Raw genomic sequence first — 17,004 nt, 5'->3', positions numbered from 1 at the left:
GAACTTATCTGTCGCGGCTGATAACGAAACGGGCCGCCTGCCGCAAGGAATCCGCCCGCGCGCCATAAGGCGCCAAAGCGTCACAGGCCTGTGAGATCAGCCCCGAGGCGCGGTCCTTGGCGGCCTGAAGGCCCAGAAGCGAAACGAAGGTGGCCTTGCCCGCCTCGGCATCCTTTTGCAGGCGCTTGCCGGCGGTCGCGGCGTCGCCCTCGGTATCAATGATGTCGTCGGCAATCTGAAAAGCAAGCCCCAGAGCCTTTGCATAGGCAGAAAGCGGCGCGGTATCGGCGCCTGCCAGCATCGGTCCGGCGATGCAGGACCACCCAAACAGCGCGCCGGTCTTGCCCTGCTGCAGGTGGACGATCTGGTCCAGCGTCAACGGCGTGGCGGCGGTTTCGGCCTCGATATCCAGCGCCTGTCCCAGCACCATGCCCTGCGCCCCGGCGGCGCGGGCCAGCGCGCCGGTCAGCGCTGCGTCGCCGGTCAGCGCGCACAGCTCGAACGCCAGCGTCTGCAGCGCGTCGCCCGCAAGGATCGCGGTCGCCTCGTCATAGGCGATATGCACGGTGGGGCGACCGCGGCGCATGTCGTCGTCATCCATCGCCGGCAGGTCGTCATGGACCAGCGAATAGGCATGCATCGCCTCGATCGCGGCGGCGGCGGCAAGCGCCTTGCTGCGGTCCACGTCGTGCAGCGCGCAGCTTTCCAGCACAAGGTAGCCGCGCAGCCCCTTGCCGCCATGCAGCGCGTGGCCCATGGCATCGCGCACCCGGCTGGGCGGCAGCGCTTCCAGCGCGGTGGCGAGGCGGCCAGCGACGGCGATGGTGGCCGCGCTCAGATCGTCGGGAAAGCTCATTTCGCGTCGAAAGGGGCGGTGCCGTCGGGCTGGCCGTTTTCCGCCAGCGTGATCTGTTCGATCCGCGCCTGCGCCTGCGCCAGCTTGCTTTCGCAATGCTTCTTCAACAGCGCGCCGCGTTCGTAAAAGGCGATGGATTTCTCAAGATCGACATTGCCGCTTTCGAGCTGTCCGACGACCTGCTCAAGCTCGCGCAGAGCCTCTTCGAACGACATCTCGGCCACGTCTTTCATGCGCCCTGCTCCATCAGTACCCGGACATGCGCCAGCGCCGAGGCGGCGAGCGCGTCGAGGTTATATCCGCCTTCCAGCGCGCTGACCACCCGGCCTGCGCAATGCTGCTTTGCCATCTCGCAGATCCGCCGCGTGATCCAGACGAAATCGTCCTCGGTCAGGGCAAGCTGGGCCAGCGGGTCGTCGATATGGGCGTCGAACCCGGCCGAGACCAAGATCAGCTCGGGTCGGAAATCCTCGAGGCGAGGGAAGACCATGCTGTCCCAGGCGTGGCGGAAATCGTCGCCCCGCGTGCCCGGCGGCAGGGGCAGGTTCACAAGCGTGCCGTGGGGGCCGGTTTCCTCGGCCCTGCCGGTCCCGGGCCATAGCGGGAACTGGTGCGACGAGACGAACAGCACGCGCGGATCGGATTGCAGCAGGTCCTGCGTGCCGTTGCCGTGATGGACATCGAAATCCAGCACCGCGACGCGTTTCAGCCCGTGATGGTCGAGCGCACGTTTCGCGGCGATGGCGACATTGCCGAACAGGCAGAAGCCCATCGGCGTGGCGGTTTCGGCATGGTGGCCGGGCGGGCGGATTGCGGCAAACGCGTTGTGCGCCTCGCCCGCCATCACGGTATCCAGCGCGGCAAGCAGCGCACCCAGCCCGCCCAAAGCCGCGTCCCAACTGCCGGGCGAAAGCCAGGTATCGGCGTCAAGCTGGGCTTGTCCGCTCTCGGGGATCGCCGCGCGGATCCGGTCGACGTATTCCTGCGGGTGACAGCGCAGAAGCTCGGCTTCGGGTGCGGGCTGGCTGTCGCGGCGGTCAAGCTCAAGCGGTGCCAGCGCGTCGAGCACGGCCTTCAGCCGCGCCACGCGCTCGGGGTGGCCATCGGGGGTGACATGGGTCAGGCAGGCGGGATCGGTGAAAAACGCGGTGCTCATGGGAAAGACGCTAGCGCCCGACCCCGGTCACGGCAAGCGGCGCTCAGTCCAGCCCGGCAATATCGCGCAGATCGGTCATCCGGCGCGAGAACACATGCTCGAAGGAATTGGCGCGGGCGAAATCGACGGCGCGGCGGCTGGCTTCGATGATCTGCACCCGGTCGCGGTCAAGCTCGGCGATGCGCGCGGCCAGCGCGCCGGGCCGCCCGTGACGGCAGACCCAGCCCGCCTGCGATTCCCGGTGCATCCGTTTCCATGTCCGGTTGCCATAGCCCACGATCGGCAGGCCGCAGCCCAGCGCCTCGATATAAAAGCTTTGCGGCGACGACAGGCGGCGCGGCGCGAGGAACAGGTCCGCCTGCTTGCGCAGATGGGGCACCAGAACCGGGTCAAAGGGGCCGGGTTCCTTCAGCGACATCACGTCCTGCAATCCCAGCGCCGCGATACCGTCATGGATGCGCCCGCTCAGGGGGCCGGTGCCGAACATCTCAAGCCGGAAATCGACGCCATGCTGGCGCAGAAGAAACGCCACCTGCAACAGATCGGCGGCGCCCGACATCGGCTCGACATGGCCGAACCATGCCAGTTTCAGCGGCTCACCCAGATGCAGCCGGGTCGCGCGGTCCGATTGTTCGCCGGGACGCGCGGTCATCGGTACCCGCATCCGGTTGTCGTGGTAGCGAAGCGAGCGCGCGGCGATACGGCGATAGGCGGTTTCGGCGGGATAGCCGTCGAAATGCACGCCGTCCGCCGCCGCCAGCGCCCGTCTGAGCGCCCGTTCATGGCGCAGGTTCCACAATGTCGCGCCCATCCGGCGGCGGATCGAGGGTGTCGCGGCAATGGCATGGCGGATGCGCCCGCCCAGCGCGTCCTCGACGGTGTAGACCAGCTTGCCGACCCGTTTCTGCATGGCCTTGGGCAGATCGAGATACTGCATGTCATCGGCGGCGACATAGAGCATCGCGGCCTCGTCCAGCAGGGTTTCGGGCACCGGCGCGTCGGGATCGAGCACCAGCAGCTCGAACCCGAGCTGCGCCACCGAGTAGCGCATCGGGGTGTCGATATGGGTGGCTCCGCGCCGCATCACGCAGCGCACGGCGCCGGGCCACAATTGGCAATGCAGTTTCATCCCCTCGACGAATTTCACGTCGAGGATGACTTCTCCGCCCGGCAATTCGATCATCGGAGCGGGGGAGAGCATGACGAGGGAGGCCATACTGCCGATAAAACCCTTGGCTACCTGTACGCACGCAGAAAACGCTGGAAAGTCAGGAAAAGTCCATCCTAAATTGCACCCGGCGCAGCACAGGAGACCCGGCACCATGCCCTTCAAGCCTCTTTCCGCAGCGCTCCGGGCGCTTGTTACACTGATCGTTCTGGCCGTTGCCGGCACGGCCGGCGCGCAGATCGACACCGCCGCCCGCGAGGGCCGGCGCGCGCTGGGCATGAACCTGGCCGAAGTGGTCGGCTGGTCGACCGAGCTGCCGTTCATCGACGTGATGCACAGCGCCGCGCGCTGGACCGGGCATACTGGCAGCGGCTGGGGCGGGATGGACGCGGACGCGCTGGAGGCCTCGGGCGCGCTGGATGCCGATGGCTGGGTGCCGGAATTCCCGCATTCCGTACGGCGGCTGTCGACCTTCGTGCTGGTGGACCTGCCTGCAGAAATGACCTCGGCTGCCGGAACGTGGCACGCGACGTGGGAGGGCACGGCGTATCTCGGCTTCACCGGCGCGGCGCGCAATGTGCGCTACGGCGACAATTCGGCGACCTTCGAATTCACGCCCGGTCAGGGCTCGGTGCTGATCGAGTTCAACCGGGGTAGTCTGCGCAACCTGTCGATCGTGCATGAGCGCAATCTCGAGCGTCACGCGGCGGGCGAGATCTTCAACCCCGACTGGCTCGCGCGGGTGGCGGACATGGAGATCTTGCGCTTCATGGACTGGATGCTGACCAACAATTCCACGCTGTCGCATTGGCGCGACCGTCCGCAGGTCGGCGATTACACCTATGCGCGTCACGGGGTGCCGGTCGAGATCATGCTGGCGCTGGCCAATCAGACCGGGGCCGAGCCGTGGTTTACCCTGCCGCATCTGGCCGATGACGATTACGTCCGCCAGTTCGCGCAGATGGTAAAGGACGGGCTGAACCCCGATTTGCGCGCATGGTACGAATTTTCCAACGAAATCTGGAACTGGGGTTTCACGCAGGCCGACTGGGCCGAGCAGAACGCCCGCGCACGTTGGAATCGCGACTGGGCTTGGGTGCAGTTCGGCGCAGTGCGCGCGGCCGAGGTGATGCGTGTGATCGACACGGTCTATGCGGGTGACGAGGATCGGCGCGTGCGCGTGCTGGGCCTGTTCACCGCGTGGCTGGGGCTTGAGCATGACATGCTCGAAGCGCCCGATTACATCGCCGAGGATCCCGCGCATCGTCCCCCGCACGAAGCTTTCGACGCGCTGGCGGTCACCGGCTATTTCAGCGCCGAGCTGCATTCCGAGGACAAGGCGCCGCTGATCCGCGACTGGCTGCGCGAAAGCCGGGCCGAGGCCGAAGCCGCCGCCCGCGCACAGGGGCTTTCGGGCGGCGCGTTCGACGATTACGTCGCCGCGCATCGCTTCGACCGGGCGATCGACCTGGCGGCGCAGGAACTGACGGATGGTTCGGTCTCGGGCGATGCCGAACATTCGGTACGCGACCTGATCGACCGCACGCTGACCCATCACGCGCAGGTGGCCGAGGAATACGGCATGGCGCTGGTGATGTACGAGGGCGGCACGCATGTGGTGGTGTCGCCGTCCGAGCATTCGAATGAAGACCTCGTCGAATTCTTCGAGGCACTGAACTATTCCGAGGCGATGGGCGTTGTCTATGGTGTGCTGCTGGAGGGCTGGCAGCGCCTGACGCCGTCGCCCTTCGTGGCGTATATGGATATCGGCCAGCCCTCGATCTGGGGAAGCTGGGGACATTTGCGCCATCTGGACGATGATACGTCCCGCTGGCGCGCCTTGATGGAAGCAACCGCACCGTGACCGCCAATCTGAGCGTCATTATCCCTGCCAATAACGAAGAACGGTATATCCATGCCTGTCTGTCGGCGCTTCTCGCCAGCGAGGGGCCCGGGACGCTGCAGGTGATCGTCGTGGCGAATGGCTGCACCGATCAGACCGTTTCGCTGTCGATGGCGCGCGGCGCGGCCTTCGCGGCGCGCGGCTGGCGGCTGGAAGTGCTGGATTTGCCCGGACTGGGCAAGATGGGCGCGCTGAATGCCGGCGATCAGGCCGCGGCCTATCCGGCGCGGGTGTATCTGGATGCCGATGTCGTGGTCTCGCCGCCGCTGCTGGCGCAGTTAGGCGAGGCGCTGGATGACGACCGCGCGCTCTATGTCTCGGGGCAACCGCATGTCACCGCGCAGGGATGGCTGTCGCGGGCTTTCGCGCGGTTCTGGGTGCAGGTGCCCTTCGTTGCCAACGGCGTGCCGGGTTTCGGGCTGTTCGCGGTCAACGGTGCCGGGCGCGGGCGCTGGGACAAATTCCCCGAGATCATCTCGGACGACACCTATGTGCGCGTCCATTTCGCGCCCGATGAGCGGATCAAGGTGGCCGCCAGCTATGACTGGCCGCTGGTTGAGGGATTCGAGACGCTGGTGCGGGTGCGGCGGCGGCAGGATCAGGGCGTGGCCGAGCTGGAACGCCTGATTCCCGACAAGATGGCGAACGAAGCCAAGGACACGCCGCCGCGCGGCTGGCTGATGCAGCGCGCGCTGGCCGATCCGATGGCGTTCGTGGTTTACGCGGCGGTCAAGCTGGCGGTCCGGCTGGGCTGGGCGCGTCAGGACGGCTGGGTGCGCGGGCGCTGAGCGAAATGCTCGGCCAGCTTGCCGGCCTCGATATCGATATTGTGGCGCATCAGCACGCGGGCACGCGCGGTCGATCCCATCCGCCTGAGCTTGTCGTCGGCACAGGTGGCAAGCTGGGTGATGGCCTCGGCCAGTTCCTCGGCATCGCCGGCGGGGACAAGCCAGCCGGTGCGCCCGTCCTGCACCAGTTCGGGCACGCCCGCGACCCAGGTGGCGATGGCAGGACGCCCGGTGACCATGGCCTCCATCACGACCATTGGCAGGCCCTCGGCGAAGGAAGGCAGGGCAAGCGCGTGCGAGGCTTCGATTTCGCGCCGCACACCCGCTTCGTCCAGCCAGCCGGTCAGGGTGACGCGGTCGCCAAGTCCGGAACGCGCGATCGTACGCTCGATCGGCAGGCGCATCGGGCCGTCGCCGACCAGAACCAGCCGCGCATCGACGCCGCGCTTGGTAACCAGCGCCATCGCTTCGATCAGGATAAGCTGGCCCTTCTGCTCGACGAAGCGGCCGATATTCACCATCTGGATCGGGCGCGAGGACGGCATCGGACGGGCGGATTCGTAGTGATGCGGCTCGATCCCGCAATGCACGACCTTGATACGCGGCCAGTGGCGATATTCGACCAGACGGCACAGCTGAGAGCGCCCGAAGGACGAAATCGCCACAGTGAAATCCGCCTTGCGCAGCTTCAGGGGCAGCGCGATGGCGGCCGGTTTGTCGAATTCCTCGGGGCCGTGCACGGTGAAGGAAAAAGGCTTGCCGCTGATTTCCGCGACCAGCATCGCCACGGTGGCCGAGTTGGTGCCGAAATGCGCGTGCATTCGGTCGATCCGCAATTCCTCGATGCGGCGCGCGACATAGGCGGCCTCGAAGAAATAGATCAGGTGCTTGAACAGCCCGGCTTCAGACCCGCGGCTGGCCTGAATCGCAAGGAACAGCGCCTTGTAGATCCGGACAGGGCCGCGCAGGCCGATGATGAAGATGGCCATGATCATTGACGCCACGCCCTTCGACAGAACGTATTCGGTCGCGCGCTTTTCCTCGCGGTCCGAAGGGTCGGGCAGATCGCCGTCAAAGGCGCGCATCGCGAAGCGTTTGACCGTCACGCCGCGCCGTTCAAGCGCGCGCATCTCGCGGCGGATGAAGCTTTGCGACGGCGACGGGTAGGTATTGAGGATATAGGCTACTTTCACACCGGCACCTATCTGTGGTTGATCAGGGGCTAGGGGGGAAACAAGGCAAATTCAAGAAAGCCTGAGGGTAATGAAGCGGCGCCGAACAGGTCATATTGGCGCCTCAATTAACCTTCAGGTAGATGGTGTGCCGTCATCACCCTGTCTTTCGGTGCAGGGTGCTTTAACTATTTAGCGGAGTACGCCGACGTGTCCCATGCCGCCACGATGACCAGCGAGCCCGAAAAAGCCAGCCTGACCGGACGCATCATGCGGTCCTCGATGTTCACCATCGCGGGGTTCGGCTTTCAGCAGGCGATCCGCTTCGGCTCGAACCTGATCCTTGCGCGGCTGCTGTTTCCCGAAGCCTTCGGGACGATGGCACTGGTGACGGTGCTGCTGGTCGGTCTGACCATGCTGTCGGATCTGGGCATCCAGCCCGCGATTCAATCGTCCAAGCGCGGCGACGAGCCCGATTTTCTCAATACCGCCTGGACCTTGAACATGATCCGCGCGGTGGTGCTGTTCGCCGCTGCCTGCGCGCTGGCCTGGCCGATGGCGTGGTTCTACGACGAACCGATGCTGCTGCAACTGATCCCGGTCGCCGCGATCAGCATGCTTTTGCTGTCGCTCGAGCCGACGCGGGCCGAGACCGCCTCGCGCCACATGCTGCTGGGGCGGGTGACCCTTCTGGAAATCTCGGCGCAGGTGATCTCGATCGCGGCGATGCTGCTTCTGGCATGGTGGACACAATCGATCTGGGCGCTGGTCGTGGGCAACCTCGTGAATGCAGGCGCCCGCGCGGCGCTGGCCTGGGTGATTCTGCCGGGGATCGTGAACCGCCCGCGGATCGAGAAAGAGGCCGCGCATGAGCTTGTGCATTTCGGCCGCTGGATCTTTTTCTCGACCATGGCGGGCTTTCTGGTTCTGCAATCGGACAAGCTGATTCTTGGTCGCTTCCTGTCGATGGAAGAGCTGGGCCTCTACAATATCGGCTTCTTTCTGGCCGGGTTTCCGCTGATGCTGGGCCAGCTTCTGGTGCAGCGGCTGATGATCCCGATCTATCGCTCGTCTCCGCCGTCGGAATCGCGCGAGAATTTCCTGCATCTGCGCCGCATCCGCTTCATGCTGTCGGTGATGCTGTTCCTTGGCGTGGCGCCGCTGGCGCTGGGCGGGGTGTATATCGTCGATCTGCTCTACGACGCGCGCTATGTCGAATCCGGCGCAGTGACGATGCTGGTCTCGATGGCGCTGCTGCCGCAGATGCTGGGCCTGACCTATGATCAGGTGACGCTTGCCTCGGGCGATTCGCGCGGCTTCTTCACGCTGAACGCAACCCGCGCCGTGGTGCTGGTGGTGCTGCTTCTGGTGCTCGTGCCGATGCTGGGTATTCCCGGCGCGCCGATCTCGATGGCGGCGACCGCGCTGATCAGCTACCCGCTGCAGGTCCGGCTGGCGCGCAAGTACGGCGCATGGGACCCGCTGCACGATGTCATCATGGCCAGTGCCGCGGCGCTGCTGCTGACGGTGATGCTGATGGTGCATGGCGAGCGGCTGGCGGCGATTTTCGCCGGCTGATCGCGCCCAGCCCTGTCTTGGCGGCGACAATCACCTTGCTTCTGCCCAATTTGTGACAGGCTTCCCGGTCACCTTTTTCCTGGAAATGGTATAGAGAGCGCGCAGCGCCGTTTGCGAGCGCCTGCGCGCCAGAGGGTCAGGTATGGTCAACACGCGTATTCTGGAAGAACGCCTTGGCTGGCGCACCACCGAGGACGGCGAGGCGCCGACACCGCCAAGCCGCGCCATCGGGCATCAGCCGATGTTGCAAGGCCGGGTCGACAGCGCCACGCGCGGACGCGGGCGCCGCGTCGGCCCCAGCCGCCTGAACCGCAAGAGCGAGGCTGAAGAGGCCTGGGCCTCGATCCCCGTGATTCTCGACGATCTGGACCGGCTCGCCGCCCGGGGCCATGCGCCCTCGATCGCGCGGGGCTCGGCGGCGGCGGTGGCGATGGATCAGCTGCGTACGCAGATCCTGCGGGTGATCGACGACAAGGGCCTGCGCCGGATCGGCATCACCTCACCCGCGCGGGGCGCCGGGCGCAGCTTTGTCGCGGCCGGTCTGGCCGCCAGCATCGCCCGGCTTGATGCGATGCGGGTGGTTCTGGTCGATTCCGATCTGGAATATCCGGGCCTTGCCGACCTGCTGGATCTGGACCCGCCCGGCCCGCTGGAAGCGGTACTTTCCGAACAGGTCGCCCCCGAAGAACAGCTGCGCCGCGTCGGCGGCGACGATCACGGCGGGCTGGCGCTGGCGCTGAACGCCGCGCCGGTGGTTCAGGCCGCCGAACGGATGATGACGCCCGAAGCCATCCTTGCGCTGCGGGCGATGATCGATTGCGTGGCCCCGGACGTGGTGATCCACGACCTGCCGCCGCTTCTGAACGATCCGGTCGCCCCGTCCCTGCTGTCCCAACTCGACGCCGTGCTTCTGGTGTCGGATGGCAAACGCTCGACCGCGCAGGACGTGCTGGAATGCGAGCGCGTGCTGGAAGGGCAGGTGCCGCTTCTGGGGATCGTGCTGAACAAGTCCGAAGACCGCGATCCGCGCCGTGCGCGCGGCCGCCACTGACAGGGGGGCCGCCGGATGGGACCGATCCAGAATCTTCACGAATTCACAAGCTGGCTGCGCCGCCGCTGGCGCATCATGGTGCTGCTGACGGTGATCGGCGCGCTGGGCGGCATCATCATGGCGCTGCAATCCCAGCGGATCTATTCCGCCAGCGCCGTCATTCAGGTGATCAACCCGGTGATCGTCGCCAGCAGCGAAGACGACACCGCCGCGACGCCCGATGTCACCCGCCGGGTGCAGATGATCGAACAGCGGCTGATGTCGCGCGAGGCGCTTCTCGACCTTGCGCAACGCTACAACCTGTTCGACGGCGCCCCGCTGAGCCCGGTCGAGCAGGTCGCGCTGATGCGCCAGAGCTTCTCGATCACCTCGATCGCGGCCGCCCAGCAGGGCTTCGCGCGCGACGGATCGCTGTCGGCCCTGATCGTCTCGGCTTCGGACGCCAACCCGGAAACCGCCGCCGCGATCGCCAATGAACTCGCCGATCAGCTGGTCGAGCAATCGGTCAGCGCGCGGCAATCCAACGCCCAGCAGGCGCTGGTGTTCTTCGAGGCCGAAGAAGCCCGCCTGGAAGAGGCGATCTCGGCTCTGGAAGACGACATCGCCGATTACCGCTCGGAGAACGAAGCCTTTCTCGCCGATTCCGTGGCCCTGCGCCGGACCGAGCGCAGCAGCCTGACCAGCGCCCTGCGCGATTTGCAGGCCGATCTCAGCGCCCGCCGCAGCGAGCTCGACTCGCTCGATGTGGATTCGACGCGGATCGTTGTGCAACGGCAAGTCGAGGCCCTGCAGATCGAGATCGAGCAACTGGAACAGCAGGAAGCCGAGATGCGCTCGCGGATCGCCGAGATTCAGGACATCCTGACCCGCGCCCCGGTCTACGAACAGCAAGTTACGGCGATGAACCGCCGGATGGAACAGCTTCAGGCGCAATTGATCGCCGCCTCGGATCGTCGCCGCGAAGCCGAACTCAGCTCGCGGATCGAGGATGATCAACAGGCCGAACGTTTCGAACTGCTTGAACGCGCGCTGGTGCCGGAATTCCCGGTCTCGCGCAGCCGCAAGATGATCGCGGCGCTGGGCCTCGTTGCCGGGATCGGTCTGGGCGTGATGCTGGCCTATGCGATGGAATGGATGCAGCCGGTGATGCGCACCGCCCAACGGATGGAGCGCGATTTGCAGCTGCGCCCGGTCGTGTCGATCCCCTATTCGATGCCGGTGCGCGAGAGGCGTCGACGGCAGATGATCTGGGGCTTCGGCACGCTGGTGCTGATCCTCGCCGGTCTGGGCATGGCGCTGACGCTAACCGGCGCGATCTGAGCCATTCGGGCCCGTGTTCCTGATCCAGCCGTCGCAAGCGCCGCCCGCACCCCCTTTCCCAAGGCCCCCGCTTGGCGCTAGAAGCGCTCTGGGCCTTGGAAGGATCACGATGGCGCAGGACATTCCCGTCTGGATCGACGCGCAACTGCAACCGATGGACAAGCTCGACGTCCACCGCCGCGGGCTGAAACACCCGGCGGTTTCGGTTTTCGTGGTGGCTGATGGCAAGCTGCTGATCCAGCAGCGCGCGCTCGAGAAATACCATACGCCGGGGCTGTGGGCGAATACCTGCTGCACGCATCCGTTCTGGGGCGAATCCCCCGCCGATTGCGCCACGCGACGGCTGGATCAGGAACTCGGGCTGGAAGGCATCGCGCTCGAACATCGCGGCGTCGTCGAATATCGCGCGGCAGTGGGCAACGGCATGATCGAACACGAGGTGGTCGACCTGTTCCTCGGCCATTGCGACACGCCCCCCGCATTGGATCCCGACCCAACCGAAGTGAAAGCAACACGCTGGATCGCGCCCGCCGATCTGCGCGCCGAGATTGCAGATTTCCCAGAACGCTTCACGCCGTGGCTGCGGGTCTATCTGAGCGAGCATGCCGACCTCGCCCTCGCCGGACTTTGAGAGCCGTGCAGAAGGGGGGCTTTGCCCCCCTCGGCCTGCGGCCTCACCCCCCAGGATATTTTTGGATTAAAGATGCGCGCCTTCACCCCTTATCAAGGTTAACACGCCAAGCGGGTCAGCGGGCACAAGCGGTGACGCCGATGGCCGTGAACGAAGATGGCGGCGCGATCCGGATCAGGGTCGCGCCGTTTTGCCCATCTTTAGTCCAGAAATATCCCGGGGGTCCGGGGGCAGCGCCCCCGCCCTTCGGGCTCAACGTGCCACAAGCAGTAATTCAGCGGTGATGCAGATCCCGTTGGCTCCACGTTCGAGGCGACCGTTGTGGCGCGTGGATCCGAGGGTGATGAGGTCGATATCCAGATCCGCCACGCCGCCGGCAAGACGCCCTTCCGTCACCAGCAATTCGGTTGCGAAGCTGTCGATGCGTGGCTGGCCCTGAAGCTTGGGGTGCACCACGGAGCCAAGACCGAGGATGCGGGCTTCCGTCATGCCCGCAGAGGCGGCGGCGGTTTCGATGGCCGTAAGCAGGTCCTGATTGGGTCTGAGCGTCAGGAGCGCCGCGTTGGTCGGTGGACGGGGCCCGACCGCGCGGGGTTGGAACAGCGGGAAGGCGGTTTCCGGGTCGGGCATAACCTCGAGCCGGGCCCCGCGTATCGCCCAGCCTTTTGCCGTAACGGGCCGGGACAGGCGGCTTTCCAGTGGCATAACATGGCCGAAATCGGGGCCCTTCCAGTCGGGCGCGGCAACGCTGCCATGGCCGTGGATCCACGGCGCGCCGCCCTTGCGCCCGACATGCATGCCCAGTTGGCGGATGGTCCCTGCGCCCATCTGGTAGGGGCCGGCATACCACGCGGCATGGGCGCCGGTCGGGTCCTCGCCCGGGATGACGATGTCGAGATTGGCAAGCGGCGCGTCTTCGATCACCAGCCAGCCGCCATCGTAATCCGCCAGCGCCAGCGCGGCCGATTGCGCGAGGGTATCGGCGGGTGGCAGCGTCACGGTGACCGGCTCGGCGTGGCAGGGGGCGAGGGCGAAGCGGTCGGGAGTGGCGGCGCCGGGATGGGCGAGGGTTCTGATCATGCGGGCGGGATCTCGCCGCGCGCGTCAAGCGTTTCGCGGATCATCTTCTTGGTGATCTTGCCGTAGGCGGATTTGGGCATTTCCTCCCAGAAGACCACATGTTGCGGCAGCTTGTATCGCGCGAGCTTGTCGCCCAGCCATGACAGCAGCTCGGCGGCCTCAACGGGTTCGCTGCACACACAGACGGCCATGCCGACCTCGCCCCATTTGCGGTGCGGGACGCCCAGTACGGCGACTTCGGAGATGGCCGGGTGCAGCAGGATTTTCTCTTCGATCTCGCGCGGATAGATGTTCGAGCCGCCCGAGATATACATGTCCGAAGCCCGTCCGGTCAGGTAAACGAAGCCCTCGTCATCCATGTGGCCCAGATCGCCGGTCAGGAACCAACCGTCCTTGAAGCTTTTGGCATTGGCGTCGGGGTTGTTGAAATAGCCGGCGAAGACGGCGGGGCCGGTGGCGCAGATCTCGCCGGTCTCGAAGGGCGCGCATTCGCTCCCGTCGTCGCGCCGGATCGTGACCTGCATCCCCGTGCGCGCGAAACCGCAGGTGCCCAGCTTCATCTCGCCCGTCGAGTGATGCACCGGGGGCAGGACGGTGATGTTGCCGGTCACCTCGCCCAGCCCGAAATACTGCACCAGAACCGGTCCCAGCTTGTCGAGCGCGGTGATCTGATCGGCGCGGTACATCGGAGCGCCTGCGTAGATCACGTAGCGCAGGCTGGAATGGTCGTGCTGATCCACCGCCGGGTGTTCGACCAGCAGTTTCACGATCGTGGGCACGGTGAACATGTTGGTGACGCGGTGCTTTTCCACCAGCGCCCAGATTTCCGCCGGGTCCAGCTTCGCGCCCGTGGGCAAGATCGAGGGCACGCCATGCGCGACCTGCGCCAGCTGGTGGATACCCGCGCCGTGGCTCAGCGGCGCCACGACCAGCGACGCATCCTCGGTGCCCCAGTCGGGTCCGGTTCCGGGCATCAGGTCGCACAGGTGGTTCGTTACGACAAATCCCATCTGGCCATGCGTCAGCACGGCGGCCTTGGGGCGCCCGGTGGTGCCCGAGGTGAAGAAGAACCAGCAGGGATCGTCGCGCTGCACGGCGGCGGCGGGGCGCGCCGAGCCGAGGAAAGGGGCGATCAGCGTTTCGTAATCCCCGGCGAAATCGCTTTCGCCGATGGCGATGGTGAAATCGAGATGCGGGGCGCAGGCCCGGGCATGGGCGGCGAATTCCGCGCCGACCAGCATGCCGCGCGCCTGCGAGGACTGTGCGAGGAAGGCGACATCCTCGGGTGTCTGGCGGAAATTGGCGGGCACCCAGACGCAACCCGCGCGCCAGCAGCCGAACATCGCCTCGAACATCTGGTTGTTGTTGGCCGACTGGACGAGGATGCGGTCGCCCTTTTGCACGCCGAAGCGGTCGATCAGCGCCTCGGCAAAGGCCGCCGCGCGCTGTTCCATCTGCGCCCATGTCCAGCTTTGCTCGCCCCAGATGAAGCCCGGCTTGTCGGGATGACGGCGGGCCACATCGGTCAGGAAATGCGACAGGTTCATCACCCGGGTCGAGACCGGGGTGATGCCTTGGGACAGGTCCAGCCTCACCTGACGCGCTCCAGGATCGAGCAATAATTCGCGACCGCGACGCCGCCCATGTTGAACACGCCCGCCACGCTGGCGCCGGGTACGGCCATGTCGCCAGCTTCGCCCGAAAGTTGCATCGCCGCCATGACATGCATCGACACGCCGGTCGCGCCGATCGGGTGGCCCTTGGATTTCAGCCCGCCCGAGGGGTTCACGGGCAGTTTGCCGTCCTTGGCGGTGACGCCGTCGCGGATTACGCGGTGGCCCTGCCCGCGTTCCGCAAGGCCCATCGCCTCGTATTCCAGCATCTCGGCCACGGTGAAACAGTCATGCGTTTCCACCAGCGACAGGTCGTCCAGTGTCAGCCCGGCCTGATCCAGTGCGCCCGCCCACGCCTTGCGGGCGCCCGCGAATTCCAGCACGTCGCGCTTTGACATCGGCAGGTAATCATTGGCCTGTACCCGGCCCCGGAAGGCGATGGCGCGTTTGAGGTCCTTCGCCGTTTCGTCATCCGCCAGAACGAGGATCGCGGCCCCATCCGAGACCAGCGAGCAATCGGTGCGGCGCAGCGGGCCCGCGACATGGGGGTTCTTGTCGGACGGCGTGTTGCAGAACTCGAAGCCGAAATCCTTGCGCATGTGCGCGTAAGGATTGGCCATGCCGTTCTTGTGGTTCTTGGCCGCGATCATCGCCAGCGCGTCGGACTGATCGCCGTAGCGTTGGAAATAGCTCTGGGCGATCTGGCCGAAGAGACCGGCGAAACCGGCGGGGACATCGGCCTCTTCCTTGACATAGGACGCGCCCAAGAGGATGTCGCCCACCTGCGCGGTGGGGGTGGCGGTCATCTTTTCCGCGCCGACCACCAGCGCGATGCGGCCCCGGCCGGATTCGATGAAATCCATCGCGCCGTAAAGCGCGGCCGAGCCTGTGGCGCAGGCATTCTCGTAGCGGATCGCCGGGGTGTAGCGCAGCGCCTCATCGGCCAGCGCGACCAAGGCGCCCTGAAAATCCTGCCGCGAAAAGCCGCCGTTGAAGACGCCCACAAAGATGCCGTCCACGGCGCTGGCCTCGACGCCCGCGTGCTCCAGTGCGGGGGCAAGGATACCGGCGATCAGGCTTTCGGTATCGGGGGCGTCGGCCTTGCCGAACTGGCTGTGGCTCCAGCCGACGATCTGTGCGCGGGGCATGGGGGATCCTCCTCTTCCTCGGCAAGAATGCAACACATCCACGGCGCCTTGCACAGAGGGAACGTGCAATAATCTTGCGCACTGGACACCCAACCCTGCGCTTTCGTAATCCCATAGGGAACGAGGGGCCCCCGATGAAACGCGCCAGAGCTTTGCCCAAGATCGACGCCGTGGTCATCGGCCGGAACGAAGGCGCGCGGCTTGTCGCCTGTCTCGACTCGCTTGCGGGCCATGTCCGGCGGGTGGTCTATGTCGATTCCGGGTCGACCGATGGCTCACGCGAGCGGGCGACCGAGCGCGGTGCCGAACTGGTCGAGCTGGACCTGTCGAAACCCTTTACCGCCGCGCGGGCGCGCAACGCGGGGCTGAAACGGCTGGCGGCGGACCCGCCCGATTACGTGCAGTTTCTCGACGGCGATTGCATCCTGCGCGACGGCTGGATCGAGCGGGCGGTGAGCTTCCTGTCCGAGAACCTGCGCGCGGCGGTGGTCTGCGGGCGGCGGCGCGAACAAAAGCCCGAGGCGAGCGTCTACAACCAGCTGATCGACGCGGAATGGAACACCCCGGTCGGGCAGGCGCTGGCCTGTGGCGGCGACGCGATGATGCGGTATCAGGCGGTCAGCGCGGTGGGAGGCTATCGCGACGACCTGATCGCGGGCGAAGAGCCCGAGCTGTGCCTGCGGCTGCGCGCGCGGGGCTGGACGATCTGGCGTATCGATGCCGAGATGACGTGGCACGATGCCGATATCACCCGCTTCCGCCAGTGGTGGAAGCGGACCGAGCGCGCGGGCCATGCCTTTGCCGAGGGCGCGGCGCGGTTCTCGACCCGCCAGCAACCGCATTGGCAGGCCGAGGTGCGGCGCATCTGGATCTGGGGCCTGTGGCTGCCCGCCGTGATCGTCGTGGGCGCGCTGATCCATCCCGCCGCTTTGCTGCTGGCGCTGGTCTATCCGCTGCAGGTGGTGCGGCTGCAGCGGCGGCTGGGCTGGGCGGGGGCGCTGTTCAATGTGCTGGGAAAATTCCCCGAGGCTTTGGGCGCGTTGCGGTTCTATTACCGGCGCTGGCGCGGCGGTCAGGCGAAGCTGATCGAATACAAGTAGCGCCGCTTCAGTCGTCGCGTTCCAACTCGACCCGCAGATCGCGCAGCACCGGCAGCGTGGCGCGGACCTTTTCGATGCCGATCTTGTTGGCCAGCTTGCCGATCACCGGCGCGATCGCCTGCAAAGCCGCGTCGCGCGCCTGTCGGCCCGAGGGCGAGATCGACACGAATTTGCGCCGCGCATCGTCCCAGTCGGGGCGGATATGGATATGCCCGGCGGCTTCCAGCTTGGAAAGCGTGTTGGTCATCGCCCCGCGCGTGACGTGGAACGACTTGGCAAGCTGAGCGGGGGTCCGTTCGCCCTGTTTGCGGGCGAGATGGTTGAGCACGCTGAAATGCGACAGTTCCATGCCCTTGGGCAGCACCTTGGACAGCCGCGCGCGCGCCAGCTGGTCGGTCATGAAGAGTTCCGCGAAAAGCGGGACCGCAAGGTCGTCGGCG

16 protein-coding genes are annotated in these 17,004 nt (G+C 66.1%); 7 read left to right on the top strand and 9 right to left on the bottom strand.

What is annotated here, in order from left to right:
* Nucleotides 1-4 precede the first annotated feature (4 nt).
* The 4 genes from JI664_RS09475 to JI664_RS09460 are packed head-to-tail and all read right to left on the bottom strand — an operon-like array spanning nt 5 to nt 3,228.
* A complete protein-coding gene (locus JI664_RS09475; protein WP_207013483.1) occupies nt 5-856 on the bottom strand; it encodes a polyprenyl synthetase family protein in 852 nt (283 codons plus the stop codon).
* On the bottom strand, nt 853-1,089 hold the full coding sequence (locus JI664_RS09470; RefSeq protein WP_109531542.1) for an exodeoxyribonuclease VII small subunit: 237 nt from the start codon (nt 1,087-1,089) through the stop codon (nt 853-855). The genes JI664_RS09475 and JI664_RS09470 overlap by 4 nt, the downstream gene beginning before the upstream one ends.
* A complete protein-coding gene (locus tag JI664_RS09465; protein ID WP_207013482.1) occupies nt 1,086-2,012 on the bottom strand; it encodes a histone deacetylase family protein in 927 nt (308 codons plus the stop codon). Before JI664_RS09465 ends, JI664_RS09470 begins: the two co-directional genes overlap by 4 nt.
* Before the next feature lie 43 nt (nt 2,013-2,055).
* A complete protein-coding gene (locus JI664_RS09460; protein ID WP_207013481.1) occupies nt 2,056-3,228 on the bottom strand; it encodes a glycosyltransferase in 1,173 nt (390 codons plus the stop codon).
* A gap of 106 nt (nt 3,229-3,334) precedes the next feature.
* Here JI664_RS09460 and JI664_RS09455 point away from each other — a divergent pair, with 106 nt between their 5' ends.
* Both JI664_RS09455 and JI664_RS09450 read left to right on the top strand, forming a co-directional pair.
* Nucleotides 3,335-5,044 (top strand): hypothetical protein, encoded by a 1,710-nt coding sequence (locus JI664_RS09455; protein WP_207013480.1) that lies wholly within the window; start codon nt 3,335-3,337, stop codon nt 5,042-5,044.
* Nucleotides 5,041-5,871, top strand: a complete 831-nt coding sequence (locus JI664_RS09450) for a glycosyltransferase family 2 protein (RefSeq protein ID WP_349768706.1) — start codon at nt 5,041-5,043, stop codon at nt 5,869-5,871. The genes JI664_RS09455 and JI664_RS09450 overlap by 4 nt, the downstream gene beginning before the upstream one ends.
* On the opposite strand, the gene JI664_RS09445 is transcribed toward JI664_RS09450, so the two are convergent.
* A complete protein-coding gene (locus JI664_RS09445; RefSeq protein WP_207013479.1) occupies nt 5,844-7,064 on the bottom strand; it encodes a glycosyltransferase in 1,221 nt (406 codons plus the stop codon). The two genes, JI664_RS09450 and JI664_RS09445, sit on opposite strands and share 28 nt — an antisense overlap.
* Nucleotides 7,065-7,253: 189 nt before the next feature.
* Here JI664_RS09445 and JI664_RS09440 point away from each other — a divergent pair, with 189 nt between their 5' ends.
* The 4 genes from JI664_RS09440 (at nt 7,254) to idi (ending at nt 11,623) form a co-directional block, all read left to right on the top strand.
* The gene (locus JI664_RS09440) at nt 7,254-8,621 is read left to right on the top strand and encodes an oligosaccharide flippase family protein (RefSeq protein ID WP_349768705.1); all 1,368 of its coding nucleotides are present in this window, start codon (nt 7,254-7,256) and stop codon (nt 8,619-8,621) included.
* A 142-nt stretch (nt 8,622-8,763) separates the two neighbouring features.
* Entirely contained in the window at nt 8,764-9,672 is a 909-nt protein-coding gene (locus tag JI664_RS09435; protein ID WP_207013478.1) for a CpsD/CapB family tyrosine-protein kinase, read from the top strand.
* Nucleotides 9,673-9,687: 15 nt separating this feature from the next.
* Entirely contained in the window at nt 9,688-10,992 is a 1,305-nt protein-coding gene (locus JI664_RS09430; RefSeq protein ID WP_207013477.1) for a GumC family protein, read from the top strand.
* A 109-nt stretch (nt 10,993-11,101) separates the two neighbouring features.
* Nucleotides 11,102-11,623, top strand: coding sequence for an isopentenyl-diphosphate Delta-isomerase (gene idi / locus JI664_RS09425; protein ID WP_207013476.1), 522 nt, complete (start codon nt 11,102-11,104; stop codon nt 11,621-11,623).
* Between the two features lie 252 nt (nt 11,624-11,875).
* Here idi and JI664_RS09420 read toward each other — a convergent pair whose 3' ends face one another.
* From JI664_RS09420 to JI664_RS09410, 3 genes are read right to left on the bottom strand one after another with little or no spacing between them, the layout of a single operon-like run.
* Nucleotides 11,876-12,703 (bottom strand): hypothetical protein, encoded by an 828-nt coding sequence (locus JI664_RS09420; protein WP_207013475.1) that lies wholly within the window; start codon nt 12,701-12,703, stop codon nt 11,876-11,878.
* Nucleotides 12,700-14,292, bottom strand: coding sequence for an acyl-CoA synthetase (locus JI664_RS09415; RefSeq protein WP_207013645.1), 1,593 nt, complete (start codon nt 14,290-14,292; stop codon nt 12,700-12,702). Before JI664_RS09415 ends, JI664_RS09420 begins: the two co-directional genes overlap by 4 nt.
* A 2-nt stretch (nt 14,293-14,294) precedes the next feature.
* The gene (locus tag JI664_RS09410) at nt 14,295-15,464 is read right to left on the bottom strand and encodes an acetyl-CoA acetyltransferase (protein WP_207013474.1); all 1,170 of its coding nucleotides are present in this window, start codon (nt 15,462-15,464) and stop codon (nt 14,295-14,297) included.
* A 134-nt stretch (nt 15,465-15,598) separates the two neighbouring features.
* Here JI664_RS09410 and JI664_RS09405 point away from each other — a divergent pair, with 134 nt between their 5' ends.
* Nucleotides 15,599-16,564 carry a glycosyltransferase gene (locus tag JI664_RS09405; RefSeq protein ID WP_207013473.1) on the top strand — a complete coding sequence of 322 codons (966 nt, stop codon included), beginning with the start codon at nt 15,599-15,601 and terminating at the stop codon, nt 16,562-16,564.
* A 7-nt stretch (nt 16,565-16,571) separates the two neighbouring features.
* Here JI664_RS09405 and JI664_RS09400 read toward each other — a convergent pair whose 3' ends face one another.
* Nucleotides 16,572-16,964, bottom strand: coding sequence for a MarR family winged helix-turn-helix transcriptional regulator (locus JI664_RS09400; protein WP_207013644.1), 393 nt, complete (start codon nt 16,962-16,964; stop codon nt 16,572-16,574).
* Nucleotides 16,965-17,004 lie beyond the last annotated feature (40 nt).

Source organism: Rhodobacter sp. NTK016B, assembly GCF_017303295.1.
Taxonomy (GTDB): Bacteria; Pseudomonadota; Alphaproteobacteria; order Rhodobacterales; family Rhodobacteraceae; genus Pararhodobacter.
The sequence above is the reverse complement of the archived record's forward strand: the minus strand, read 5'-3'. Positions and strand labels throughout refer to the sequence as shown.